At 57.2% G+C, this 25236-nt stretch carries 14 protein-coding genes; 9 read left to right on the forward strand and 5 right to left on the reverse strand.

Annotated elements, in window-relative coordinates:
- The first annotated feature begins 321 nt into the window (after nucleotides 1-321).
- The gene (locus IVA80_RS29405) at nucleotides 322-1923 is read left to right on the forward strand and encodes a hypothetical protein (protein ID WP_247438131.1); all 1602 of its coding nucleotides are present in this window, start codon (nucleotides 322-324) and stop codon (nucleotides 1921-1923) included.
- Nucleotides 1924-3069: 1146 nt separating this feature from the next.
- On the opposite strand, the gene IVA80_RS29410 is transcribed toward IVA80_RS29405, so the two are convergent.
- Nucleotides 3070-5097: a DEAD/DEAH box helicase family protein gene (locus IVA80_RS29410; protein ID WP_247438133.1), complete on the reverse strand. Its 2028-nt coding sequence runs from the start codon at nucleotides 5095-5097 to the stop codon at nucleotides 3070-3072.
- 69 nt (nucleotides 5098-5166) lie between these two features.
- Between IVA80_RS29410 and IVA80_RS29415 the strand changes: the two genes are divergently transcribed.
- The 5 genes from IVA80_RS29415 to IVA80_RS29435 all read left to right on the forward strand — a co-directional run bounded on the left by IVA80_RS29415 (nucleotide 5167) and on the right by IVA80_RS29435 (nucleotide 18608).
- Entirely contained in the window at nucleotides 5167-6858 is a 1692-nt protein-coding gene (locus IVA80_RS29415; RefSeq protein WP_247438135.1) for a DUF6119 family protein, read from the forward strand.
- Nucleotides 6859-7078: 220 nt separating this feature from the next.
- Nucleotides 7079-10588 (forward strand): helicase-related protein, encoded by a 3510-nt coding sequence (locus tag IVA80_RS29420; protein ID WP_247438137.1) that lies wholly within the window; start codon nucleotides 7079-7081, stop codon nucleotides 10586-10588.
- An 87-nt stretch (nucleotides 10589-10675) separates the two neighbouring features.
- Nucleotides 10676-11677 carry a hypothetical protein gene (locus IVA80_RS29425; RefSeq protein ID WP_247438139.1) on the forward strand — a complete coding sequence of 334 codons (1002 nt, stop codon included), beginning with the start codon at nucleotides 10676-10678 and terminating at the stop codon, nucleotides 11675-11677.
- Nucleotides 11678-11679: 2 nt separating this feature from the next.
- Entirely contained in the window at nucleotides 11680-15249 is a 3570-nt protein-coding gene (locus IVA80_RS29430) for a DUF1156 domain-containing protein (RefSeq protein WP_247438141.1), read from the forward strand.
- A 17-nt stretch (nucleotides 15250-15266) separates the two neighbouring features.
- Entirely contained in the window at nucleotides 15267-18608 is a 3342-nt protein-coding gene (locus IVA80_RS29435) for a DUF499 domain-containing protein (RefSeq protein ID WP_247438142.1), read from the forward strand.
- Between the two features lie 24 nt (nucleotides 18609-18632).
- Here the strand turns inward: IVA80_RS29435 and IVA80_RS29440 are convergent, their stop codons facing one another.
- Nucleotides 18633-19682, reverse strand: a complete 1050-nt coding sequence (locus IVA80_RS29440; RefSeq protein ID WP_247438143.1) for a phage exclusion protein Lit family protein — start codon at nucleotides 19680-19682, stop codon at nucleotides 18633-18635.
- Nucleotides 19683-20325: 643 nt separating this feature from the next.
- Between IVA80_RS29440 and IVA80_RS29445 the strand changes: the two genes are divergently transcribed.
- Both IVA80_RS29445 and IVA80_RS29450 read left to right on the forward strand, forming a co-directional pair.
- Complete coding sequence (locus tag IVA80_RS29445; protein ID WP_247438144.1) at nucleotides 20326-20700, forward strand: hypothetical protein; 375 nt, start codon at nucleotides 20326-20328, stop codon at nucleotides 20698-20700.
- A 262-nt stretch (nucleotides 20701-20962) separates the two neighbouring features.
- Entirely contained in the window at nucleotides 20963-22387 is a 1425-nt protein-coding gene (locus IVA80_RS29450) for a type IV secretory system conjugative DNA transfer family protein (RefSeq protein ID WP_247438145.1), read from the forward strand.
- Here IVA80_RS29450 and IVA80_RS29455 read toward each other — a convergent pair.
- The 3 genes from IVA80_RS29455 to IVA80_RS29465 all read right to left on the reverse strand — a co-directional run bounded on the left by IVA80_RS29455 (nucleotide 22333) and on the right by IVA80_RS29465 (nucleotide 24445).
- Nucleotides 22333-23031, reverse strand: a complete 699-nt coding sequence (locus IVA80_RS29455) for a hypothetical protein (protein WP_247438146.1) — start codon at nucleotides 23029-23031, stop codon at nucleotides 22333-22335. The two genes, IVA80_RS29450 and IVA80_RS29455, sit on opposite strands and share 55 nt — an antisense overlap.
- Before the next feature lie 26 nt (nucleotides 23032-23057).
- Complete coding sequence (locus tag IVA80_RS29460; RefSeq protein WP_247438147.1) at nucleotides 23058-23777, reverse strand: hypothetical protein; 720 nt, start codon at nucleotides 23775-23777, stop codon at nucleotides 23058-23060.
- A 197-nt stretch (nucleotides 23778-23974) separates the two neighbouring features.
- Complete coding sequence (locus tag IVA80_RS29465) at nucleotides 23975-24445, reverse strand: hypothetical protein (RefSeq protein WP_247438148.1); 471 nt, start codon at nucleotides 24443-24445, stop codon at nucleotides 23975-23977.
- 429 nt (nucleotides 24446-24874) lie between these two features.
- Between IVA80_RS29465 and IVA80_RS29470 the strand changes: the two genes are divergently transcribed.
- Entirely contained in the window at nucleotides 24875-25195 is a 321-nt protein-coding gene (locus IVA80_RS29470; protein ID WP_247438149.1) for a hypothetical protein, read from the forward strand.
- The last annotated feature ends 41 nt before the right edge of the window (nucleotides 25196-25236 follow it).

Consider the following 25236-nt stretch of genomic DNA (forward strand, 5'->3'; position numbering starts at 1 on the left):
CAACGCTTCCGGCCTGCCCCAGGTGTGCAAGTGTCGAAGCGTGTATCCACCAATGTAGTCCACGAAGTAGTCCACCAGGAAAGGGCGTCCAAGGGCCCGGCACGCTGGCCCAGAGGGCCGGGGCGTGCGCCAACCTATCTGGTGCGCCGGCTTTCCACGTATTTCTTCCAGATTCGGCCCCCCTCAAACCTTGCAGCCAGACTGCCGTCATGCGCTCCTATTCGGGTGCGTCTTGGGGTGCTTCCGCATCGTGAGGCGCAGCGGCGGGCGTCTTGGCTGGGCGCGTTGGCGCAGACCGGCTTCAGCCAGTGGAGAGGCGGGGTGAGTACCGACATCGGGGGCGAGATCCCGTGCAGTGACGTCGGGTTTCCGAGGGGCAACAGCCCTGAGGAATTCCTTGCGAACATGCACACCTTCCTGGAGGCGGCGGCGGCTAAAATCGCCAATCCCGCTCCGTGGCCGGATTTCTCGCCGGACGCGCTTCGCGACATCGCCTCGATTCAAGAGGCTGTGCTGATCGAAAAGGAGGTCAGCAGGGGTGGAGCGGGCAATCCCACGGTTGTGGCCCGAGCCGACCTGTTGCGGCAAGACGTCTGGAATCGTTGGCGGGCTGGCGCAGGAATCGCCCCGAGCGGTGAGCCGCTCTCAGACGTGCTCGGCAAGTTGACCGAAGTCGCCGACCGGCAACTTGCAATTCTGGAGCAGACCTCGGCAACGTCGACCAGCCGCAGGTCGCGTGACTTCAGGCCGGTGAAGCCCGAGCCGGCGCATGCGGTCGCTACGCCTAACGTCGAAACCTCGACCGCGCCAAAGTTCAGTGAGCTAGAAGACGAATATTTCGAGCTCCGAAAGGCCGGAGGAGCGTCTGACAGTGCCCTAAGCACGGGGCGGATGCGTGCGGCAACCTTCAAAGCTCTTGTCGGAGATCGGCCGATCGATTGCTATTTGCCGATTGACCTGCAGAACTTCGTCAACGAGCTTCAGTACGTCCCGGTTGAGCTCTCGCGCGAAGGCGAAAATACCGAAGAGCTCCGACAGATGGGCATCCATGCAGCGATCGAAAAGAATAGGATTGAAAGCTGCTACGAGCCTCTCGCCCTGAAAACAATCCAAGATGGATACGTTCAAACGGTGCGAGCTATCATCAACGGCGCCGTTGGCTTGCACCGACTTCGCAATCCGTTCGAGGGCTACCGAGTGCGTTGGCCGGACAACGCCAAACCTTCAGTGAAACGCGAAGCGCTCGACTACGAAAAAGTTGACAAGGTCTTCAGACTGGGCGTCGACAGCGGCTATCTGGATGACGCGATGCTGGGCCCTTTGTGCCTTCTCTCGTCGCGCCGCATCGGAATCCTTCCGTTCATCCGGGGCAGCGATATTGATCGCAAGCATGGTGTCGACATCGTGCGCGTCAACGGCATCGTTTATGACAAAGAAAAAGGGATGTACAAGCGCGTCGGCTTCAAAACAGAGGCGAGCCTGCGCTTCTTCGTGCTGCATGATTTTTTCCGTCGTATCGGTTTCGTCGAGTGGGCAGCCGCGCAGGGCGATAACTTCATCTTTCGCTTGTTGTCAGGTACGACTGATCCAGGCGATGTTGCTTCAAAGCGGGTGAACCGTCTCCTCAAGAAGGCAGGCGCCATTGGTATGAATATCGAAGTGGCTCATTCCCTTCGACACGGTGCCAAAGAGATGTTCATTGAAGAAGACCTCGATGATGAGGCGACGAGGCTGCAAATGGGCCACGAGCCAAACGACGTTCACGGCAATTACGGCCAGCAGTCTGCGCTACGCCGCAAGCAGTGCCAGGAGTTGGCTCATTTCGAGCTGCCGAAGGAGATCGACTGGTCGATGTTTAATGGCTTGGATTTTGAAGCAATGGCATCCAGGGCGCGGCTAGTTGGGAGGCCAAAACGATTGTGATTCTTGGCAGCCAGCGCGAAGTCGCTCACGCTCCATAGCGCTATTACGCAGGCGTGATGTCTGGAAGTCCTGGCGGCGGAACTCTGTGGCTGCACTCCTCGTTTGTTCCCTGGACGTAGATGCGTAACCAAAGGGAATGCTTTGAGCAGAGCAAAATGGTTTGGCGCTGTGGCATGTTGCGCCACAGCTGTTGCAGGCCTCGCCGCATTTTTGGAAAATACCGACAAGGTCGTAAATGAGCTTCACAAAGGATGCGAGGCCGCGAATGCATGCGCTTCGGACCCCGGACCGGCCCCTACATTGGCCGGCTATGACTCGCCCGAGATGGGTGGCGGCCATAATCAAGGTGAGCAGTGTTCGCCAACGCTAAAGGCTTACGAAGCTCAGTATCCCCGGTTCGAAATCAGCTTGAAGTCGTGGGAAGACAGCAACAAAGATTGGCTAGGTCATGCGACCTACCACTATCATTGCCGCTATTCGGCAACGCCCAGGCAGAGTTAGCTCACATCCGCGGCGGTCGAACCCGGCCATATCGCTGCGTAGGTCGAGTGTTACGCGCTGCCGATACCCGGAGCTGAACTGCCCGGGCTTCCAGCAGATCTGTGTCGACCCTCGTCAATAGATGCAGGCCGCCGCCCGCGATAACCCCGACTGTATGATGCGCGGACATCGAACTCATAGCGATAGTCCTGCCAGCTCGCTTTCAGCCGTTTGAGAAAAGCAACGCTACCATCCTCGAAGCGAGAGCTTTGCCCCTTATCGAGTCGCAGCTTCTCGAGCTTAAGCATATGCGTAAACATTGCGGCTAGGGCGGTCGCGCCACCGCGCAGGCCAGTGGCCATCGCGACTTCCAAGCACGTTGCTATCAACTGTGAAGCGGGGGGAGGTCCTAAGGGCCGAGGCCCTGAGCAGTATTAAAGGCTCGCCACCTCCGCTAAATCTTCAGCAGTCTTCGCCACCATCTGTTTAAAACAATCGTCGCACATGCGGCGAGCGGATGAATATGCGCCCCCAAGCTTGGGGACCTCAATGCAGGTAGTCCCCTTCACGAGGGAATCGTTGCATCGATAACACGATGAGAGCTTCTTCACCTCGACCCGCTTTGGACGGCCGTTTGAACCGCCGATGAGCGAGGGTGTGGGTCCTCTAGGTGTTATTTTTGTCATAGTCAGCCTTCGCTTTCCGAACCCGTCGAACGAGCGTCTGAAGAAGATCATCAAGATTATCGAGAACGACGCGAAATTCCTCGCTCGATGCGTCTTGCCGCTTCTTGCCAAGCCGCTTCTCCGCTTCTTTATTCACCATCATCAATGCACAAATGAAGTTGCTCTTGCCGCTGAGTTTCAGCGATCGATATTTGAAGGCCATCTCCGTTCCGGCCATATCAAGACCGACATGGTTGAGAAGAATTTTGGCCAAGCTTTTTGCCTGCTCATTGAGACGTTTCCGCGCTTCCTCAAGCTCGCGCTGTGGCAGAATGCTGAATGGTTGTACCGCAGCGCCTTTACGCATGGCCGGCGGCTTCGCTTGGCGAACCATCTCCTCTGCACGACTTGGATCAAGGCCGTATGCCTCGAGTCGTTCGCGCAAATCCTCAACGATTTGTTGATCTTCGACCGACGTAAAATCCTCTTCCCATAAAGACTCCACCACCTCTCCGTGCACGACCACGCTATCCGAAGCTCGGAGGCGCGCATTGCCCGAGAGAATCTCCTGTGGCAGTTCAGGCTCTTCGCCCCCAATGACCTTGTCCCAAAACGCCTGATCATCGTTCTCGAACTGCTTGAATTCTTTCAATCGCTCATCAAGGTTCATGCCAAGGTGCGTGACAATATGGCCTACATTGTCCGGATGCCCTGGGTCGTTTTGGACCACCACCCGCATAATGCGACCGACGAATTGGATGTATGGACTCAACGATCGGAAGGGACGGAAGATTGCGGCGACGCTGAGCTTAGGATGATCAAATCCCTCACCCAACATCTGGACCTGGATGATGCAGTCGAGACTTCCGTTACGAAGCTGAGCCAGTATGCCCTGCTGTTCATCTTCGGACTGCTTGCTGTGAATGACTTCGGCGCTGAAGCCGCGTTCGCCGTAAAGCGACCGAATTTCCTTGGCGTGGTTGATTGAGCACGCTACAGCGATCAACTGGTGTTGCGTTCCCGTTCGCCGAAGCTCTTCTAGTTTCTGGAGACTGCTATCGACGATGTGCTGATTGCAGGGCCTCGCAAGAGCGACACCCCGACTAAACCACTCTTCCTCTTTCAGCTTTAGAACTTCGTCCAAGGCGTAAGAGCGCCCTCGGGCGTCACAGAAACTCAATTCTATTGAAGCCGGCGCAACGTAGCTCGCCTTAAGCCGCTTTATGTATCCCTTCAGAGTTGCATTGCGAAACGGGTATCGAAACACAAGTGTGCCATCGAGTTCCTGCCGGTCGCTGCGGAACGGCGTGGCAGTCAGTAGAACAACTTTGGCTTTCGGAAACCGATCGATGACCTTTTGCCAGCTGGCTGCGGCGCTGTGGTGGGCCTCATCGACAATGATCATGTCAAAGAAGTCGTCGGCAAACTGGTTTAACCACTTGTCGTCGCTTGTGGCGAGTTGTTGGACGTTCGTTATGACGACGTGGGATTTAGTGGCAACGCTGATGTTGCCACTATCGAGCGTGCATGCCAGGGGCCCTGCAAGCATCTGGTCCGCGCTGAGCACCCCAGCTTTTCGCCAGAAGCATTTCTGACGATTAGTGATGTCCATTGCCTCGAAGAGACCGGTTTTAATGGTGAGATTAGGAGCGATAACGATGACACGCCCTTGGGACAATCCGAAAGGCAATAGGGACGCGAGACCAGTTTTGCCGCAACCGACAGGTATTTGAATAATTGCTTTGTTCTTGCCCTGCCGGAAGAATTCGTAAGCCAGAAGGTAACCTTCACGCTGTGGGTCACGGAGGAATTCGTTTCCGTCGATTTTGAACTCAATGTCTAAAAAGAAGGATTCAGGCGGCCTCGCCGACTTGAGCCATTGGTCAAGGCCCGCCTTTTCGAAAATCCATTTCTTGCCGAGCTTGCGCGCCGGGACACGACCTTCGCGTGCGGCGGCATATAGAGCCGTCTTTCCCATCCCCAAGAAGTTTGCGGCTTCGTCTAAAGACAGCCATTCTATTGCTGGCATCAATCCTCGCTATCTGATATCAAACGATAGCAAATGATAGATAGGGTGGCAAGTGGAAAGGCTGGATCCGTGACAACAGCAGCTGTTTCAAAGGCAATGTCGCTCTCTCTACGCCTCATGCGGGCTACGCGAACTGTTGAAACCTCCCTCCGCAAAGACCACGAGCTGACCGAGGTCGACGCTGAAAACGGGCGCCTTTTCATAGGACAAGGCCCAGCCGCTGCACCTAGCTGGCTTCCCTTCGTCGGTGAGTTCGCGGTCGGTCGACCCCTGCGGCTGCGCAACCGGAGCTGCGGCGCAGTCCTCTTTCTCAAAATCGAAGCGGAAGGGCATCCTGGGGTCACCAGAACGATGGCGCTGACCTTCGGGACGGGTCATCACGCCTTGGAAGCCGATGCCTTTGAACGGGGCTTCGGCCTCCGTGTGGTATTAAACGCTGTCGCTCGCTCCAATCTTCGCGGCATTGATGTGGCGACGTTGGACGCGACGACGTTCCTGAAGCGCGTTCAAGCAAGTCGTGATGCCGATCTCGAAGGGTTCAAGATCGACTTCGAGCGCGATCTTGTTCGGCTTGCGGCTGGGTCGCCGAAGGACACGACGTTTGCGCGGTCGCTTGCCGGCAAAGATATGCTAACGCTGCACAGCAAGACCTCTTCGAGCGACGTCCGCGAGAAATGCAGGAAGGCCCTGACACTTTACGAGTCGCGGGACTATAAAGCGGACTTCGGTTTCATCGATTTCGTGGCACCGGTACAAGACAAGGCACTGATCGAGACCTTGGATGGACTGGCATTTGCGGAGATTCAAAGCCTTGCACAGGGTGGCTCGTCGGACTTGCATTTGGCATTACCCGAGATTCTCGACCCGGAGGAGGGCGTCGAGATCGGCTATTACGGCATTGGTCTGAAGCCTGGGGCGAAACCTTCGTTCAGTCAGGTAATGATCGACGATTACGTGGACGAGTTGCAGGGCGGGCGACTCAATGACATTGCCGATATGGCAGCGTTGCGTAGTAGTCACGAAGTGCGGGTCATCAGGAATGGTGAACTCGATAAAAAACAGAAACGAAAGTTGTACGATTGCCTCGTCTTCGAAGTTGACCACCACGGCAGTATCTATGTTCTGTTTGGCGGCGAGTGGTTCTCTGTTGACAAGAAATTTTACGCGGCCATTGAGAAAAGCTTTGCGAGACTTGTATCTCCGGTTCCGTTCGTGGCATCGACCACCGCGACGAACGAGCGCGACTTTATCGCCGAGCTCAATAGCCGCACCGATCTCCTAAACATGGATCAGGTGAAAATCAGTCCAGAAGGAATGCCGGGCGCGTCCTTCGAGCCGTGCGATTTCTTGTCTACGAAGCGACAGTTCATCCATCTCAAGGACGGACACGCCTCAGACTTGATCAGCCATCTCTGGAACCAGGGTATCGTAGCCTCGGAGTCATTTGTCCGTGACGGGAAATTCCGGAAGGAATTTCGCGACAACGCAATTGTACGTCAGCGAAAATACCGGAAGGCTGGCTTTGAGAAATTGCTTCCGAGCGGACGTTCTAGGCCGGATGCTTCCCAATTCACCGTGGTGTTTGGAATTCTGCGACTCCGCTACCGAAGAAGCGGGGCTCTCGGCATCCCCTTCTTTAGCAAAGTTAGCCTTCGCGCGGCGGCGGACCGAATTGCGTTGATGGGTTTTAACGTCGAACTTCATCTCGTCGAAAAGCAAGCTAAGCTCGGTAAAGCACCTTCCGCCAAGAAGGCAGCTTAATCCCGATCGTCCTGCACCACCGATCATCCAATGCAGTCCTGCTGTCCACAGCTAATCGAGCTTCGAATCATGAGTGTGAACTTTACGTTCGGCATTGCTGCAGGTGCGGCCGGCTCAGACGCTGGGCCGTCCGCGAGCCGCTCGATTGGCGGGTCCGTACTTCATCACGATCGCAGTGCTACGGCCAATCGGCGAACAATTATCGTAGGGGGGTAGGTTGATGCATACGTTTGAGGAAATTAAGCCCGGGGCTCGCTTGCGAGGTCTCGACCCCACTGGTATCGCCGAGGTCGTTTCCGTTTCAAAGTTTGGCAATGATGCGATCAATCTAGTTTTTCGAGTCGATGGAAAAGTCGCAGAGCGTCTTGTCTACAGGGGCGAAGAAACGAGTTTCGAGTTCGTAAGTGCCGGTAGGGCTTATGCTTTCGATGCGGACGGCGGCCTTTTGCGCCTGGCGTCGGAGGCATATCGGATTCGGCTGGCTCACCTGTTCGACCCTTACCTTGCCATCAGCGCGTCCCAGATCGAGGCGCTACCTCACCAAATCACAGCTGTTTATGGCGAGATGCTTCCGCGGCAACCTTTGAGATTCTTGCTGGCCGACGATCCCGGCGCCGGCAAGACCATCATGGCGGGTCTGCTGATCAAGGAACTGCTTATACGCGGCGACCTGGAACGCTGCATGATCGTTGCACCGGGTAGTTTGGTCGAGCAGTGGCAAGAGGAATTGGCTGAGAAATTCGGATTGAATTTCGACCTGCTGACGCGTGAACAAATCGAGGCATCGGTCACGGGCAACCCGTTCATCGAAAAGAATCGGCTGATCGTTCGACTGGATATGGCTGCACGTTCAGATGAGCTTAAAGCCAAGCTTGACGCGGCGCCTGATTGGGATCTGATCATCTGCGACGAAGCCCATCGGATGGCCGCCTCCTATTTTGGCGGAGAGGTAAAGGAAACGCGCCGCTACAAACTTGGCAAGTTACTCGGCACCCGTACCCGCAATCTTTTGCTCATGTCGGCAACCCCTCACAACGGCAAGGAGGCGGATTTTCAACTCTTCATGGGCCTACTTGACGCGGATCGTTTTGAAGGCAGGTTTCGGGAAGGCATTCACAAAGCCGACGTCTCCGACATGATGCGGCGGATGACGAAAGAAGAACTCTACCGCTTCGATGGCACGCCGCTTTTCCCTGAGCGTCGGGCGTATACCGCCAGCTACGCGTTATCCCCGGTTGAGAACGATCTTTATCAGGCAGTCACGACCTACGTGCGCGAAGAGATGAATCGCGCGGATCGCAGCGGAGATGATAAGCGCAGGTCCAATGTGGGATTCGCCCTGCAGATTCTGCAACGGCGCCTTGCTTCGTCTCCCGCAGCTATTCACCGTTCGCTTGAACGCCGCCGGAAGAAACTCGAAGAACGGCTACGGGAAGAGAAACTCATGCGGCGGACCGGCTCCGCACCGCTGAGCCATGCGCCTGTTCTCCCGCCCTATGATCCCGACGATCTCGACGAGGTTCCTGGCAACGAAGCTGAGGAAGCCGAAGAGCAGATTGTGGATCAGGCGACCGCCGCCGCTACGTTGGCCGAACTGGAGGCTGAAATCATCATCCTAAGGGATCTTGAGGAGCGCGCGCTCCGTCTAAAGCTCTCCGGTCAGGATGCAAAATGGCGCGAGCTAGAGTCGATCCTAGATGAGCCGCTGATGCTGGATTCCACCACGGGCCTGCGGCGGAAGGTCATCATCTTTACTGAGCCAAAGGACACGCTCGAATATTTGCAGCAGAAGATTACGGCGAGGGTAGGGGAGCCGGCTGCGGTTGTTGTGATTCACGGCGGCATTGCTCGCGAGGCCCGGCGCGCGGCCATCGCGGCGTTCAATTCTGATCCGCTCGTTCGCGTGATGATCGCGAACGACGCCGCCGGCGAAGGCGTAAACCTTCAGCGAGGCGCGCATTTGATGATTAACTACGATTTGCCGTGGAATCCCAACCGGCTCGAACAGCGCTTCGGACGTATCCATCGCATTGGTCAAACCGAGGTTTGCCATCTATGGAATCTATGTGCCGCAAATACCCGCGAGGGCGAGGTCTATCGGCGCCTACTCGAAAAACTTGAAGAAGCGCGCGCCGCTCTTGGCGGTAAAGTCTATGACGTGCTTGGAGAACTCTTCGAAGGTCACGCTCTCCGCGATCTCCTCGTCGATGCGATCCGCTATGGCGACCGGCCTGAAAAGAAGGCCGAGCTCTTCCGTAAGGTCGACGGCGTAGTCGACGTGGAAACGATCGAAAAGCTGGTTGCTGAGCGCAAGCTCACGTCCGAGGGTATGAACCCTAGCTCCGTTGCTGAGATACGCGAACAGATGGAGAGGGCGCAGGCACGCCGCCTGCAGCCCCATTTCATCGGAGCCTTCTTTCGCGAGGCGTTCACGATGCTCGGTGGTCGCATCACCGAGAGAGAAAAGGGGCGCTTTGAGATACTTCGGGTGCCGTCGATCCTTAAGGAGCGAGATCGACTGATCGGTCGAACCGATCCTGTACTGGACCGCTACGCCCGGATCACCTTCGAAAAGAACCTCGTTATTGGTCAACCGCAAGCCGAACTCGTTGCCCCCGGTCACCCGCTCTTAGAAGCCCTGGTGGATGTAGTACTCGAACGGTTCCAGCCGCTGTTGTCTCAGGGGAGCGTGCTGGTCGACGATGCGGACCAAGGAGAAGAGCCGCGTCTTCTGGTCTATCTCGAACATGCGGTTCGCGATGCGCGCACAACTCGCTCAGGCGAACCACGGGCCGTTTCGCAACGCCTTCAGTTCATATTCATGAAGGAAGACGGCTCCGCTATGGACGGCGGGCCGGCCCCATACCTCGACTTCCGACCGATCACGGCGGAGGAGCGATCGGTTGCGGCCGACGCGGTATCAGCGCAATGGCTTTCCGGGAACGTCGAGGCCCAAGCACTCGGATATGCAGTGCGGGAGCTGGTGCCAGAGCATCTGGCAGAAATAAGGACGCGCCGTATAACTGAGATCGACAAGGTCGAGCGCGAAGTGCGTGCCCGGCTCAACCGCGAAATTAATTATTGGGACGCCCGGGCAGCACGTCTGCGGGAAGAGGAGCGCGCCGGGAAGGAGCAGCGCATCAACGCACAGAACGCCGAGGCGACTGCTGCGCGCCTTGTGGAGCGCCTACACAGGCGCCAAGGCGAACTGGACCGGGAACGCCAGATATCGGCCCTACCACCTGTCTTAAAGGGCGCTGCACTGGTAGTTCCGGGTGGGCTCCTCAAGGCAAGGACAATTGAACCCCCGCCTACGGTCAAGGCGGATGGGTTCTGTGAGGATCCCATCGCCCGTGCTGAGACCGAGCGCCTAGCTATGGAGGCTGTATTCGTGGCAGAGCGGGCGCTTGGCCATGAACCGCGGGACGTGTCGGCAGCGAAAAAGGGCTGGGATATCGAGAGCCGAAACCTGAAGGCCGGGCATCTGCGCTTCATCGAGGTGAAGGGTAGGCAGACGGACGGTCGCGAAGTAATTCTGACCAAGAACGAGATACTGGCCTCCTTGAACGCGGCTGAAGCGTTCATTTTGGCGATAGTCCAAGTTGACGGCGGATTTGCAAGGGAGCCGGTCTACGTTCGGAAATTCTTCACTCGGGAGCTTGGGTTCGGCGAGACCGCAGTTGTATTCAACATCTCAGACCTACTCTCACTAGGGTCCCGGCCGGACTGAGATCTGATCTACTGGCTTCCCCCAAGCGGCGATTTCAACCTTGCGTCGTCAACACCGTTGCGCTCTCCTTCGGGAATAGGGGGCAAGATGACAAACAATACGAAGCTATTAGAGGCCGTTGCGAACATCATCGCCGATTATCGGGACGGAGAAATCTGCCGACCCAACGCGAATCACGTTGAACTATGGCTTGCTCAGTTTCCAGCGCAGGACCGGGCAGCTGTGTTGTCTGAGACGGCACACGTCCTCGACAAGACATATTTCACCAAAAAAAATGCCGCTGGCTTTATTAAATCATTGATATCGAACGATAAATTAGCCGGGTCCAGTCCCAAGACTTTCTGGAAAAACGTCAATTTCCTGCGTATCCAGGAAAACGGCGAGAGCCAAACGGATATGTTGGGGCTATTCGACGAAAGTCTAAACACCCAACACGGCATTAAAACGAAGGATTGCGGAGGAGGTGATGTTTACGTGTACCTCGACGACGTCATTTTTACTGGCAGTCGTGCGGGTAACGATCTTGAAGCCTGGATTCGAGACGTCGCTCCCGCGACGGCAACCCTCCACGTGATTGTCATGGCGCTACACGCATTTGGAAGTTGGAAGTTGGGGGACCGCCTTAAGAAGGTTGCTGCCGCCGGCAGCAAGAACATTACGCTGCATGTGTGGAGATCGTTAGAGCTGGAAAATCGGAAAGCTCACAAAAACGACGCGGACGTCCTCTGGCCAACTAGCCTGCCTGACGAAGCCATGGAGTACGCTGCGGGGAAATTCCCCTTTGAAGCTCGTGCCGCTGGCGGCAACAGCAAGATCTTTTCGGGCGAGGCGGGCCGAAATGCGCTCGAACAAGCGCTCCTTCGGGCAGGAATGAAGATTCGGGGATTCTCTGCCAATCCGAAGGCAATCTTGCGACCATTAGGATTTGGCCCCTTCGGGGTCGGGTTTGGCTCGACGATTGTGACGTATCGCAACTGTCCGAACAATGCGCCTCTGGCTCTTTGGTGGGGCGATCCGGACGCCCACAAGGGCCACCCTTTCAGCAATTGGCGCCCCCTTGTGCCGCGGAAGACTTACGGCGGAGCCTGATTTTGAAGATTGAACACGCGCCGCAATCGAAATTCCGAGAGTACGAGCGAAGTTCGTCCGTCGTCTTCCTCAAAACGAAGGAAGCCTATGGCGGACTCTCGAACATGGCTGGCGGATTTCCACTGCGCGTCAATGGTGTACGAATTCTGACCTCCGAAGCGCTGTATCAAGCCTGCCGGTTCCCCCATCGACCGGAAGTGCAACGCCTTGTCATCGAGCAGACCAGCCCGATGACGGCGAAGATGAAGACCAAGCCCTATCGCGATGACACGCGTCCTGATTGGGATAGGGTGCGAGTCAAGATCATGCGCTGGTGCCTACGCGTAAAGTTGGCTCAGAACTACTCGAATTTCGCGCGCCTCCTTCGATCGACGGGCGACCGTCCAATAGTGGAGGAGTCGCGCAAAGACGACTTCTGGGGAGCTAAGCCGCTCGACATCGACGTTCTGGTTGGCATGAACGTCCTTGGGCGGCTTTTGATGGAGCTTCGACAGGACGTTTACCAGAAACCAGAACAGGTTCTTGATGTATTACCGCTGGATATTCCGGACTTCCTCTTGTTTGGCGAGCCCATAGAGGCCATCCAGGGGCGCGCGTCTGCGATTGTTCGTGCTGCAGACGGACCGCCGGCGCCGCAGGCTAACCCGCACTCGCCGCTTGCCGCCTCAACCGATCGCGCTACGGATCAAATGGTCAATACTGTGAGAAAGAAGCTGATCGAGGTTTCGATCCCGTTGGAGGCGATCAATATCGCCTCGGCGCGGGAGAAGTCGATCCGGCACGGTCATCCTTCAACCTTGCACTTATGGTGGGCGCGGCGCCCATTGGCCGCGTGCCGCGCGGTGCTGTTTGCGCAACTGGTGGATGACCCATCCTCGTGGCCCGACCGGTTCGATAACGACGAAGCAAAGATTGAGGCTGAACGCAAACGCCTCCACAAGATCATCGCCGATATGGTGCCGTGGGAGGCTTCCAGCAACGAGACCATCCTGAACGCAGCGCGATGGGAGATCGCGCGCTCCGTCGCATGGGGTCTAGGCGAGGAGCCCCCGCAGAAGGACGATAGCAAGGCTGTACTGGATTTTCTTCAGACCAAGGCTCCGCCTGTTTATGATCCGTTTTCCGGTGGTGGGTCCATTCCGCTGGAGGCCCAACGGCTCGGGCTACGGGCCTATGGCTCAGATCTTAATCCGGTCGCCGTCCTTATTGGCAAGGCGCTAGTGGAGATACCGCCGAAATTCGCCAATCGATCGCCACTCAATCCGAAGGCGCGCGAGGAAGCAAAAAATGGTGCTCTACGCGCCTGGAGGGGTACACAGGGTCTAGCCGAAGATGTGCGGCACTATGGCCAATGGATGAGGGAGGAGGCAGAGAAGCGAATAGGCCACCTTTACCCCAAAGCGAAACTACCAGACGGCTCCGAAGCCACTGTCATAGCTTGGTTGTGGGCGCGCACGGTCCGCTCGCCCGATCCCGCGGCGAAGGGTGCGATGGTGCCGCTTGTTTCCTCCTTCATGCTGTCGACTAAGGAAGGAAAGAAAGCATGGGTTGAGCCAGTAGTCGATCCGGCTGCACCGAACGGTTATTATTTTGTGGTGCGCGAGGGGAAACTCTCAAAAGAGCACGAAGAGAAACTTGAACTCGGCACAAAATCGGCGAAGGGCGAAGCCTTCGTTTGTGTAATTACAGGCTCACCCATTGAGCGAAAATACATTCAAACAGAAGGAAAAAGCGACCGACTAGGGACGAGACTGATGGCGGTTGTGGTTGAAAAGGATCGCAGCCGAATCTATCTGGCTCCCAACCCGTCACATGAGCATGCAGCGTCAACGCTAATAGACGATCGTATCGTCGAAGATGCTCGGGCCAGCTTTCTTTCGGCAGCAACGCCCACTCGGGCGATGATCACAGGCGGTGTTTGCTCGGCGTATGGCTTGCGTTCTTGGGGCCACCTTTTTACTTCCCGTCAGATTGTCGCTTTAAGCACCTACGCTGAGCTAGTTATCGAGGCGAGAGAGAAAGTCAAACATGACGCGGCACTGCTCGGCGCCGAAAGTCAGTTATACGCAGACGCGATCGCAACCTATCTAGGGCTTGGGGTTGGCCGGCTGACTGATATTCAGAATTCTCTTTGTCGTTGGGAAACATCAAAAACGCAGGTCCGAAACTTGTTTAGTCGCCAGGGTATGGCGATGGTATGGGATTTTGCAGAAAATAATATATTCAACGGTGCGGCAGGAGATTTTGCGACAAGCCTAGAAAACCTCACCAAGGCAATGAAGTCCGCGCCAGCAATCGGTGTTGGTCAAATCGATCAACTTGATGCCGCAAAGAATAATTATCCAATTCGGCCCATCGTGATTTCTACCGATCCTCCATACTATGACAACATCGCTTATTCCATCTTGTCTGATTTTTTCTACGTCTGGCTAAGGAAGGCGCTGTCTGAGGTGTGGCCCGACTTATTCAGGCGGCTCACAACTCCCAAAGAAGGGGAGCTAGTCGCTACGTCTTTTCAGCATGGGGGAAAGGTTGAAGCCGAGGCCTTCTTTATGAAGGGCATGGGCCAAGCTCTCACCGCCATCGGAAAGGCTGCGAGAGATAACGAGCCGCTCGCAATCTACTATGCGTTCAAGCAATCAGAATTGGCTAAGGAAGGCGTTGTCTCGGCAGGTTGGGCGTCGTTCCTTCAAGCAGTTGTCGATGCAGGGCTTGGGGTTGATGGCACTTGGCCGGTTCGCACCGAATTGTCCAATCGAATGATAGCGAAAGGCACTAACGCTCTCGCTTCTTCGATTGTCCTCGTTTGCCGCAAACGCGAACAATCCGCGTTCGTCGTGACCCGTGCCGACTTCGTTCGGGCACTAAAGCGCGAAATGCCCGACGCTATTGATGACATCCGCAAGGCGGGCGTTGGACCTGTCGATATGGAACAGTCAGTGATCGGTCCAGGAATGGGGATTTTCACGCGTTATGCAAAGGTGCTGGAAGATGATGACAGTGCTATGCCAGTGAAGACAGCCCTGGCGCTCATCAATCGGGTGTGGGAGGAGATCGAGAACGAGCTCGACACTAATTTCGACGCAGAAACTCAGGTAGCGTTAGCCTGGTTTGCTACGTACGGCTTCGAAGCTAAGCCCTCTGGCGAGTTGATTACGCTCGCTAACGCGAAGAACGTCTCACTTGGTATCCTGTTTTCCTCCGGCGTGTTTTGGGACGGGAAGGGCAAGGGGGGGCTCACTGTTCGTAATGATCTACCGCGCGACTGGAATCCAGAGTCTGACAAGAGTCTCACTGTTTGGGAATGCGTTCAACATACCGCCCGTGCGCTCAGTGCACAGGATGGTGGTGGTGAGGCCGCGGCGAAATTGGTTGGCCAAATGGGTTCAAAAGCTGATCCAGCGCGTGCGCTCGCATATCGGCTTTTTGAGATAGCCACAAAAAAGGGTTGGACAGCCGAAGCGCTGATCTACAACGAACTCGCCCAAGAGTGGCCGAAGCTTGAAGGTTTGGCTTCTGCCACTGATAGCCGCGCGGCTTCGACGGCTCCTGCGCAAGCTGAGATGTTCTGATTGTTCGGGAGGATCGAATGTCGGCAGAAAAAGAAATCCTGCAAAGGGTTCAGGGCGGGCTTTACCATCTTCAAAAGGGCCTCACACCATTTGTCGAAGCTCGCATGAAGCTGGCGCACGGCGCAAACTGGCTGAATTATGCGAGCCGCGCGTCCGGCGGGGCACCGAACGCGCCCCTTGATGCCTATGGTCTCGTGAAGACGATGATTGACCGATGGCGTGAGGTTTTCGATGACGCCTTTGGACGAAATGACAAACATAAGGCTCGCAATTTTGCCTCGATGGCACTCGAAGCGCGAAATGCCATCTCGCACCTTGCGATCGGCCTGCAAGATGACGAAGCGTTGCGTTACATCGATGCGATGCACCAGCTGCTAAAGCTGGTGAAGGCGCCGTCCAGTGAGGTTGTGGAGTTGAAAAAGCTTTACGACGCGCAACGCCAGTCCGGACTAGCAAGAGCACCCGTCTCGGACCCTATAATGATAGCGTCTTCCGGATCTTCAAAGTCCACCCAAGCAACGTTGACGCTGCCTCAGACTTCTGAAGGAGAGCGAACCGGCAAAGCACTTAGGCCTTGGATTGAGGTTGCGCTGCCGCATCCGGATGTGATCGCTAACCGATTTAAGGAAGCAGAGTTCGCTGCCGATCTTTTCGCGGTCGACACCGGCCATGCGAGCGATGCTTATGCAACGCCAACAAATTTCTTTGGGATCACCTTCCTGACGGAGGGGCTAAGCCGCGTGCTGACATCGGCCGTGCAGCGGTTGGGTGACACGGGCGGTGACCCCGTAATCGGGCTTCAGACCTCGTTCGGTGGTGGCAAGACCCATACTATGCTCGCGATATATCATTTAGCCCGCCATCTCAGTGATGGCGGCGACGCAAGCCGCTTGCCAGGCGTTGGAAAGATTGTGGAGGAGACTGGCGCGCTCAGGCTGCCAAAGCCCAAGATTGCAGTGTTCGTTGGTTCTGCAGACGGTCCCGATATTAGTTTGAAGCTAGAGGAGGGGCCTCGGGTTCACACGGTATGGGGCTACATTGCGTGGAGGCTTGCTGGCGACAAGGGACTTGCACTGGTTGCCGAGGCTGAGGCGGCCCGCACGAGCCCCGGTTCGCGCGTTATGGTCGAGGTATTCAAGCTGGCTGGTCCCAGCGTTGTCCTTCTCGACGAGCTCACTATGTTCGCGCGTCAGCTTGACGACGATCGCTTCGAGGCGTTTTTGTCGTTTATTCAGTCGCTGACTGAGGCGGCAAAAATGGTACCCGGCATCCTGATTATAGGTTCACTGCCGGAAAGCGACGCCGAGGCGGGCGGCGAACGAGGAAAGGCTGCGCTGCGGCGTCTTGAAAAAGTATTTGGTCGAGTGCAGTCACCGTGGTTGCCGGCTTCTGGCGATGAAACATATGAGATCATCCGCCGTCGCCTGTTCCAGGCGCTCGATGCCGATGGAGAGAAGGCGCGCGAAGAGACCGTGAAGGCGTTTCACGAGCTTTACAAGAAGAACGCAGCTGAATTTCCACCCGAAGCGAAGGAACAGCGATATTTGGAGCTGCTGCGTTTATCCTATCCAATTCACCCGGAGTTGTTTGACAGGCTGTCGAAAGATTGGGCCAGCCTCGAAAAATTTCAGCGAACCCGAGGCGTTCTCCGGTTCATGGCAAATGTCGTGGGAGTCCTCTGGCCTTCGCAGACGCATGACCCACTGATTACGCCGGCTCGCATTCCGGTGGCTCATGAACGTGTTCGTGCGAGCGTGCTATATCCGCTCGATCCCCAATTCGGGTCCGTGGTTGACAAGGAAGTTGATGGCGAGGGTTCATTACCGAACCGCATGGAGTCGAATCCGTCGCGAAGGATCTCGCAGCTACGGGCCGCCACTCGTTCTGCCCGGGCCGTCTTTCTATGCTCCGCACCTTTGGTAGGTCAGCCAAATGCTGGGCTTACGGGACAAGGGCTTCGGCTTGCCTGTGCCGAGCCTGGCGATCAACTAGCCATTTTCGGTGAGGCGCTTCGTGAACTGAGCGAGCGTGCTACTTATCTCTATGAGGAGGCCGGCCGCTATTGGTTCTCGACGCAGCCGACGCTTAATCGACTAGCGGATGATCGCGCTAAGGCGTTGGCTGATCATGACGTTGACGAGGCGATTGCTGATCTTCTCCGGAAGGATGCGGCAACCAAGGGCGGATTTGATCGCGTCCATGCGGCGCCAGACGACCCAGTGACAGTGGATGAAGCACAAGCATTGGCGCTTGTCATGCTCGCACCGGCAAGCTCGCATGCCGGAAAGGGCCCTTCGAAATCTGCAGCGACTGATGCCGCGAGCGACGCACTAATGCGCTGTCGGGCCTCCCAGCGTCGTTTTCGTAATACTCTTGTTTTTGTTGCGGCCGACGAGGCAAATCTAGGGACAGCCCGAGACGTTATGCGAAAGGCTTTGGCGTGGAAGCAGATCGTTGACGACAAGCGTCTGCACGAAGCGATGACGACGTCGCAAATTGCGGACGCGGAAGACAAAGCGAGGACAAATCGCGATTCTGCGCTGAAGGCGGTTCGTGCCGCGTGGAGCCACATTCTTTACGCCGTCAAAGGCGATATCGCCGGCAAGCCGTTTGAGCTTGAGCATAGCCTAATCTCGTCGCGAGATCGCGCAGCCATACCGTCTGTTGTCTACGACAAGGCTAAGGCGGATGGAATCGTGCTGGAAAAATTGGGCACCGAGCGACTCTGGCTTGCGCTTAAGCCGATCTGGCCAATTGATCGGGATCACCTGCCTATATCCGAGCTCGCGGATTGGTTTTCTTCCTACGTCTACCTGCCGAAACTGCGTGATCGTGTTGTATTGGAGACGTCGATCAGAGACGCCGTTGCAAAATTGGATCCCCAATTCGGATACGCCGACGGGTTCGATGAGGGGAGTGGTAAATATCAAGGGTTGTTATGGGCAAAGGATCCGCCGCAGCCGTTCCCTGCAACAGCGATGCTGATCAGCGACGCTGCAACAAAGAAGCAACTCGCTGAAGGCGCTGCCGCTGGACAAACGGCGCCCGCAGGAGCGTCCGCGGCGCCTGGAGAATCGCCAGTTGCAACTGTTCACACACCGTCCACAACCCAGCCTCGCAAGGCTCGCCGGTTCTATGGCTCGGTGGAGCTCGACATGGTGCGGCCGGTAAAGGCCTTCGATGCCATCTTAAATGCCATCGTCATGGAACTACAGCGTGCTCAGGGAGCCAAGGTGAGGCTGACTCTGGAGATCGAGGCAGTGGCCGAAGAAGGGTTTTCGGAAAATGATGTAAGCGTGGTCAGGGACAACGCTAGACAACTCAGGTTCAAAGCGGAATCCACAGGTTTTGAAGACTGACACTGAGTCCTGCGGTGTGAGAAATCATGAGCCAGTGGGAGCGAGCCTAGAATGGAGTATCCATACCGCCTCATCAAGGGCGGCTCGCGCTGTTGCCTTAGCTGGATCTTTTCCCAAGTCCCAATCGCCTAGCCGGTCAAGCCAAGCTTTGATCGTATCAGACAGGATTTCGGAGGCACCCGAATCGTCGCTCAGGCCGAAAATCTGGAGGACCTTGTCGAACCTCGTCGAGATCTCGGGATGATCGGAGCTCGATTGTCCGTTGTGGTGTTCAAAGAGAGCAATCCAAATCAGAGCAATTCCTGCCCGTAGTGCCCACCCCTCAAGCTCTAGCTCTTCTGACGTAGGCGTCGCTCCGGCACTCCGATTTGGATCTGCTTGCCTCATGCCTTTGAGCCAAACAGCGGCCTGCTTATCGGCAGCGAATTCGTTGGCCTTCATTATATCGACGGTGTCGGTAGCTTGATGTCCGAGAAACAGGTGGGCCCGTTCATGTGACAAAATGAAATCTAGGCTGCCTAAAAAAAGCCGGCGAACTTGATCTTCTTCATCCGTAGCTGGCGTCGGGGTCGGAAAGGGGACGCCCGCGGGCCATTCTCGCAACTCCGTTTTGGTGAGTAACTGCGAGATTTCAATCGCTTTAATTGCGGCTTTTAGATCGTCGTCTTCAGGGAGGCTGGACTGACCATTACGCCGTGCATGAAATGATCGACTGCCCAAACGCAGCACGGCAAACGTTGCAAGCCACAGGCTCGCAAGCCCGTCCCAGGTCACTCTGACCTGCTGAAGGCTCGGTACCGCCTCAAAGACAGTTCTCGCGACGTTAAGGTTTCCGCTGGCGAATTGACCCGGCTCTCCTATGACCAGTTCAACAACACTAACATCTGCTTTCAACTGACTTTCAAGAAACATCTTGCGTATCTGAGCCTCAAGCGGCTTCATCACGATTGTTAAATTCTTGATTGGTATGTTCGGCTTAACCGGCCTTCCGAAATGAAAACTTACTTTGATCATAATACCTCTAAACTGAGACAGGCGACGATATCGCAGAAGGTCGGATATGTCGAAGATCATCCTTTGCAATCGGCCGCGGTGGGCCTCAAGACGAAAGGCAAGTTTACACTTACCCCTGTGTTCTTGTCAGGGGTGTTCCTAAGGGATCCTCTGCTTCACATACGTGATAAGGTGCCCGCATTCTGCGGCGGCCATTAACAGCTCCAGTCGGATTTCGTCAACTTCGGTAGAACGGGCGCCAAGTAAGGCGGCGTGCTCGTAGAGAAGACCGAGAGCAAAGGCGCGCCGACGCATTAAAGCATGCGATTGAGGACTTGGCGCCTAGATGTGCGCGAGTGCCAATCTCGGGAGCTCTGTTGCGCAAGGTCCCAATTCTGTTCAGCCTGTCTTCCACGAACGCACCGCGGCTTAGATTGCGGCGTTATTCCCGGAGATAGTGAAAATGGCGTTGGAAGGCCCCGCTGAGGCGCTTGCGGGGCGATTGCGCTCGTGGCTATCGCCTACTTTCTCGAGCAGCGTAAAAAAAGTTTGCGCGGGTCTGCGGTCAGCGCGACCCCTCAGAGAGCTATGTGGCGCGTGGCTTTGTCAACTTTTGAGCGCCGAAAATGATGGCACCCTGAGCCGAAGGGAGGGCTATCTCACGCTCGACATAGCTTGCGGTCGATCTCGATGCGCACCATCTCGGACTAGTCTTGATCAGAATTTGCTGGAGGATACGATGCTTACGGAAATTGCGAAATGCGTTATCGATTCTGCGGCCAATTTTATTGCGAGCGGTCGCGTAGCCGCGCCGTCGGTCGTACTCGAGGGCCTTTGGTACGATGTCCTCGACAGTCAGAAGCCGCATAATGACGCCATGTCGGCAAAACCGCTCACTGTCGCCGTCGTTAACAGCTGGTCGCTTGAGGCGCGCATCGCTTGGTTGATGAACAATTTCGACGCTGACGATCGCTATGCTGCGAGCTGGAACGTCGCTCGGCGCGCCATGGCCGAATTCCACGCCGAATTTTCGAACGAGCTCGATCGCCTCTGGCAGGAGCGTATGACTAAAAACTGGCGCGGCGACAATCCGGCCTAAGCTTACGTTCAATGACGGTAGGGAGAGGGGGATGCTATTGCGAAACTTTGGCATAGCTTTGGTGACGATTCTCGCGATACTAGTTGGCTACCCCTGCGCCGCGGCGGTCACGCACGGAATAGACCCGACGTTGTGGCCGTCTGCAGCGCTTACGCCGTCGCAGTGGGTCGCGGGGTGGTTGCATTCCTATGGACTTCCGAACCTAACGGCACTTGCTGAAATGGCCGAAAGCAAATCCCCGGCGTTCGCAGGAGGGGGGCTTGTGCAGCTTCTCGCTCTCGTTGCCGCTCCGATAGCGCTGTTGATGACGGCGCCATCGCGGAAAGCTGGGCCGAGGAGGGATCCAAATGCGCCGCACGGCGAAGCGCGCTGGGCCATTCGCCGCGAACGCAAGGCGATGAGGAAAGGCGTGGAATTCGGCATCGATGCCGAAACGGGTGCCCCAATTCGCGTCGCGGTCGAAGGAAATTTATTGACAATTGCTCCCCCGCGGACCCGCAAAACCTCGGGATTGCTCATACCAAACCTACTGCAGCCCGATAAGGATTCCTGGAGCGGGCCGGCCGTGGTCCTTGATCCCAAAGCGCAAGCGTATCAGGCCGTCGTTGAGCGGCGCCGCGCATTGGGAAGGATTGTACGTTGCCTAGACCCGATGGCCTTGGCAGGGGGCACCGATCGTTGGAATCCCCTTGCGGACCTCAATCCCGCGAACATCGTCTACCTGCAGCGCGTGGCGCGAACCCTCCTGCCGGCCTCCGTCTCGGAAGAAAATGCGTATTTCCAGAACAGAGCCACGGATCTCGTCGTAGCGGCTTTCCTCGCTGCCCACCGGCGCGGGAATCCGACGCCGCTGGCCGTGTCCGAACTATTGTCAGATGGCGATAGGCTTGGCGAGGCTCTCGAAGCCATCAAAGGTACCACTGCGAGCCGGGTACGAAAGCTGCTCGCCATGGACGCCAAGACGAGAGACCCTATCTTGTCGACTGCGCAACAGGCGTTTCAGTGGTGCGACGACGAGCGGTTGCAGGCTTTGACCTCTGAGAGCACATTCTCGATGACAGATCTCTGCCACGGGGATGTGGATTTATTTATAAGTCTGCCGACGGAAGATCTTGAGCCACTAGCCCCGTTTGTCCGATGGATGCTCATTGAATTGTTCGTCGCGATCCGGCGCAATCGAGTGACCAAGCGATTGATCATCTTTGTGGATGAAGCGAGGACGTTAGGCAAAAGCCGTGAGCTGGTTTCCGCAGCCGGAGAACTCCCCGGCTACGGCGCGTCGCTATGGACATTTTGGCAGGATAGGTCGCAGCTAATCTCCGTCTATGGTGAAGATGACGCGGCGACGTTGATTCGGTCGTCAGAATTCGTCACCCTTTCCGATCCAACGATGGTTGACCCGGACGAGAGAGAATACTGGTCGAGGGCATTGGGCGACTATTCAGCATTTGAAGTAACGAAGATGAGCGACAAGTTGAAGGGCGGTGATAGCACTTCCGAGACAACGCGTGCGTTGAGGCTGATGACCGCGGAAGAGCTCGGGCGACTTCCATCCGACGAACTGATCCTTTTCGCCAATAGCCGCCGTTACGCCAAGCGGCCGGTGCGGCTGTTCAAGAACCGCCATGATGATCAGCGATTCGCGGGACTCGCCACCGCCGTGGCGCCGGTCGGGGCGACGACGTAAGTAAAGCTATGATCCAACAGCCAATGCTCGTCGACTTCCGTCGTCGCGTAGCCTCGGCCGTTCAGCCAAAGGCGCAGGACCACTGTTCCATTTTTTGCGCGCATGGCGACTGTCGGAATGCGCGCGTTCCAGGCGCCGTGCAGGATTGCGCCATCCGGAAGGCGCCAATCGACGATCCAGGTGTCGTCCGAGCCGACGAGACGGGTGCCGGTGTTGCGCCAGGCGAAGGTGGTAGCCACGGCGAAGGTAACCAACGCGATCAGCGGCGTGATGCACTTGTAGCCGCAGCGCAGCTTGAGCCCGCGCAACGCTCCGGTCGGGCGCCACCCGGGAAATCTGAGCCGGAACGAAGCCGGCAGAGCCGACCGGACCGAGTTCGCGAGTGCGTCGCGATCGGCGGAAGTCAGTTCCGAATCGTTCAAATGAGCCATCCGGTTGCGCGGAGGGGACACCATCAGCCTCGCCAAGTGGGCTTGGCTGACGCGGACGACGTCCTGCTCAGCGCTAACGGCGTCCTGCTGCGCCTGCCGGAGTGCTTCGGCCGCCGCGGCACGCAGGGAAGTTTTTGCGAGCGCGCGGGCACGGAGGTCCGGCGTCCGCGGCCTCGGCGGCGCCGACTTGTCATCTGACAATCGCGCGGTCAATTTCGACGCGAGATCAAGGAACTTGCTCATGCGACCAGCCATTCCGCGGCGGGGCGCACGGCCTGCATCACGTCGAGGCGGACGCGGGCGAGATCGCGGCGGATCCGGCTACCCTGGGCGATGCCGAACTTGGCGTTCAGCGCTTTTGCATCGAGCTTCTGGATGGACGCCAGGCCGCCAGCCTGCAGGATCGCCGCTGCCTGTTCGTCAAGGACTTGATTCCTCAGACAGGCCAATGTCGTGTCGGCGGCGATCTTCGCGAGCATTCTTGGGTCGAGCTCGCCCGCGACTCGGTTCTCGATGACGAAGCGCGCCGCAGCGAAGTGTTCCGCGATCGCGAGCAGCTTGGGAACGCAGGCCAGGGCGCCGGGCTCGGCCGTCGTGACGACGAGGACGCCGAACTCGATGCCGGCGGCGCTGAAATCCTCGCCCAAGTCGGCGATCACCGTCAACAAAGATGCGCCGGTGTTCGCGCCGACGTCGACGATGGTCGGCAGCGTTGCCGAGGCGATGGCATCGATCACCGGATCGAACTCCGCGCGGGCCGCGGCTCCGCCGGTGCGTTCGATCGCTTCGCGGTCCGCTCGCATCTGGAAGAACTTGACCCGCTTGCCGAGCTCGAGCATGCGCTGGCTGGAATCGACTTCGATCAGCGGGGCCGCGGGGACAACCTCCGCCAATCCGCGCGCAGCGAGCGTCTTGCCCACGCCGCCCTTGTCCTGGATGATCAGCATTGCCTTCGTCATTGCTTACTCCTTTCAGTAGCGCCGGCACGCGGCCATCGGATTCTTGATGCGAAACGGTCGCTTCACTTTCGGTCGCTGTGGCCGCAAGCCGCCGAACATTGGTCGATGGTGCCAGCGTGTGGGCGCTTGCCGGCAACGGTGCGGGACTAGGGTCTTGCCAGGGCCGCCCTCGGCGGCCGTGATGAACAGCATTTTCTTCATGGCGGATCGTCCTTGAGCAGCGACCGAACGCGGTTTTCGAATTCCTGGTGCCTGAGGGCCGCCTCGTTGTCGGTCACGTCAGCTGCCGGTACGATCGTTCGATCCAGGTCGGCCGACAACGCAATCGTTCGAGAGCTCGCCGGTAGCGGCACGAGGTCTCGTCGTTTGGCGCGATCGGACATATGCGTCTTGCGTCGCTGCTCGCGTTTGTCGATTGCTGAAATGAGTGCGGTCAGCCGGCGCGCCGTGATCGGTTGGCGATCGCCGCCTTGCACAACGCCCTGTTTCGCCAACGCAGAGGCGATCGCCGCCCAGCTGAAGTTCTGCTCGCGCAATTCGCGGATCAGCGGAAGAATGGGCTCGATGATCGCCGTCGCCCCGGTGTTTCGGTGCGCGCAAGTGGAAGCAGCCCGATTCGTCTGGGCGGCAGTGCAATCTTCCAGCAAGCGTTTTGCATCAACACGCATGTTCGCGACATGGGGACGCTATCGACGCAACGCCAGGGCGCCGGGCGGCCGTCGATCGGATCGTCGATCCGCTCGCAGAACGCGCGGGGGGCACGTCTGGCGCAGCCCCTCAGGCCCGCCACGAAGCCCCGCTCAGCGCGTTTCCCGACCGAAGGTGACATCTTTGTCGCGCCGACGCCGCTTCCTACCCAGACGTTGCAGACGCCGACGAGAAGCGATCGAGAATTTTTCGTTCAGGAGCGGCATAGCCTAAGAAGCTCGAGGCAGATGCAACGTGCCGTTTTGTGGAATACCAACGATACCAACTCGAACCAACAGATGCCAACATGCCCATTCGCAGCCCAACAGAAGGCCAACTAAAGTTCTTTGCACACCCCACGCACTGAAGCTGCCAACCGAGCGGAAAGCGCCGAAAAGTAAGAGCCGCCATTGCCGATCGCTTCGCTCGGCTCCATCTTTGCTTCGACTTCGACAATGCCCCAGGCAGAGATCCAGATGACTACTGCGAAGACGGTTCGTTTCAGCATCGAGATCGCGGCCGACCTCGCCGCAGCGGTCGTTAGTGCGGCCAGCACAAATAACGTGACGGCCGAGGATATCGTCAATGATTGCCTTCGCCAGCAGTTCGAGACCGCGTTGCGCTACCGCGTGCTTCTTCAACGCCAGAACGACGTAGATGAGGCGCTGATCGAACTTGCACGACTGGTCGGCCGCTTGAGCGCTGCGCAAGAAAATATGCCCGGGGAATGACAGGTGACGGCGAGCCTGCATGCGCTCGGATGTGGCCGCGG

The organism is Bradyrhizobium sp. 139, assembly GCF_023074175.1.
In the GTDB taxonomy this organism is placed as follows: domain Bacteria; phylum Pseudomonadota; class Alphaproteobacteria; order Rhizobiales; family Xanthobacteraceae; genus Bradyrhizobium.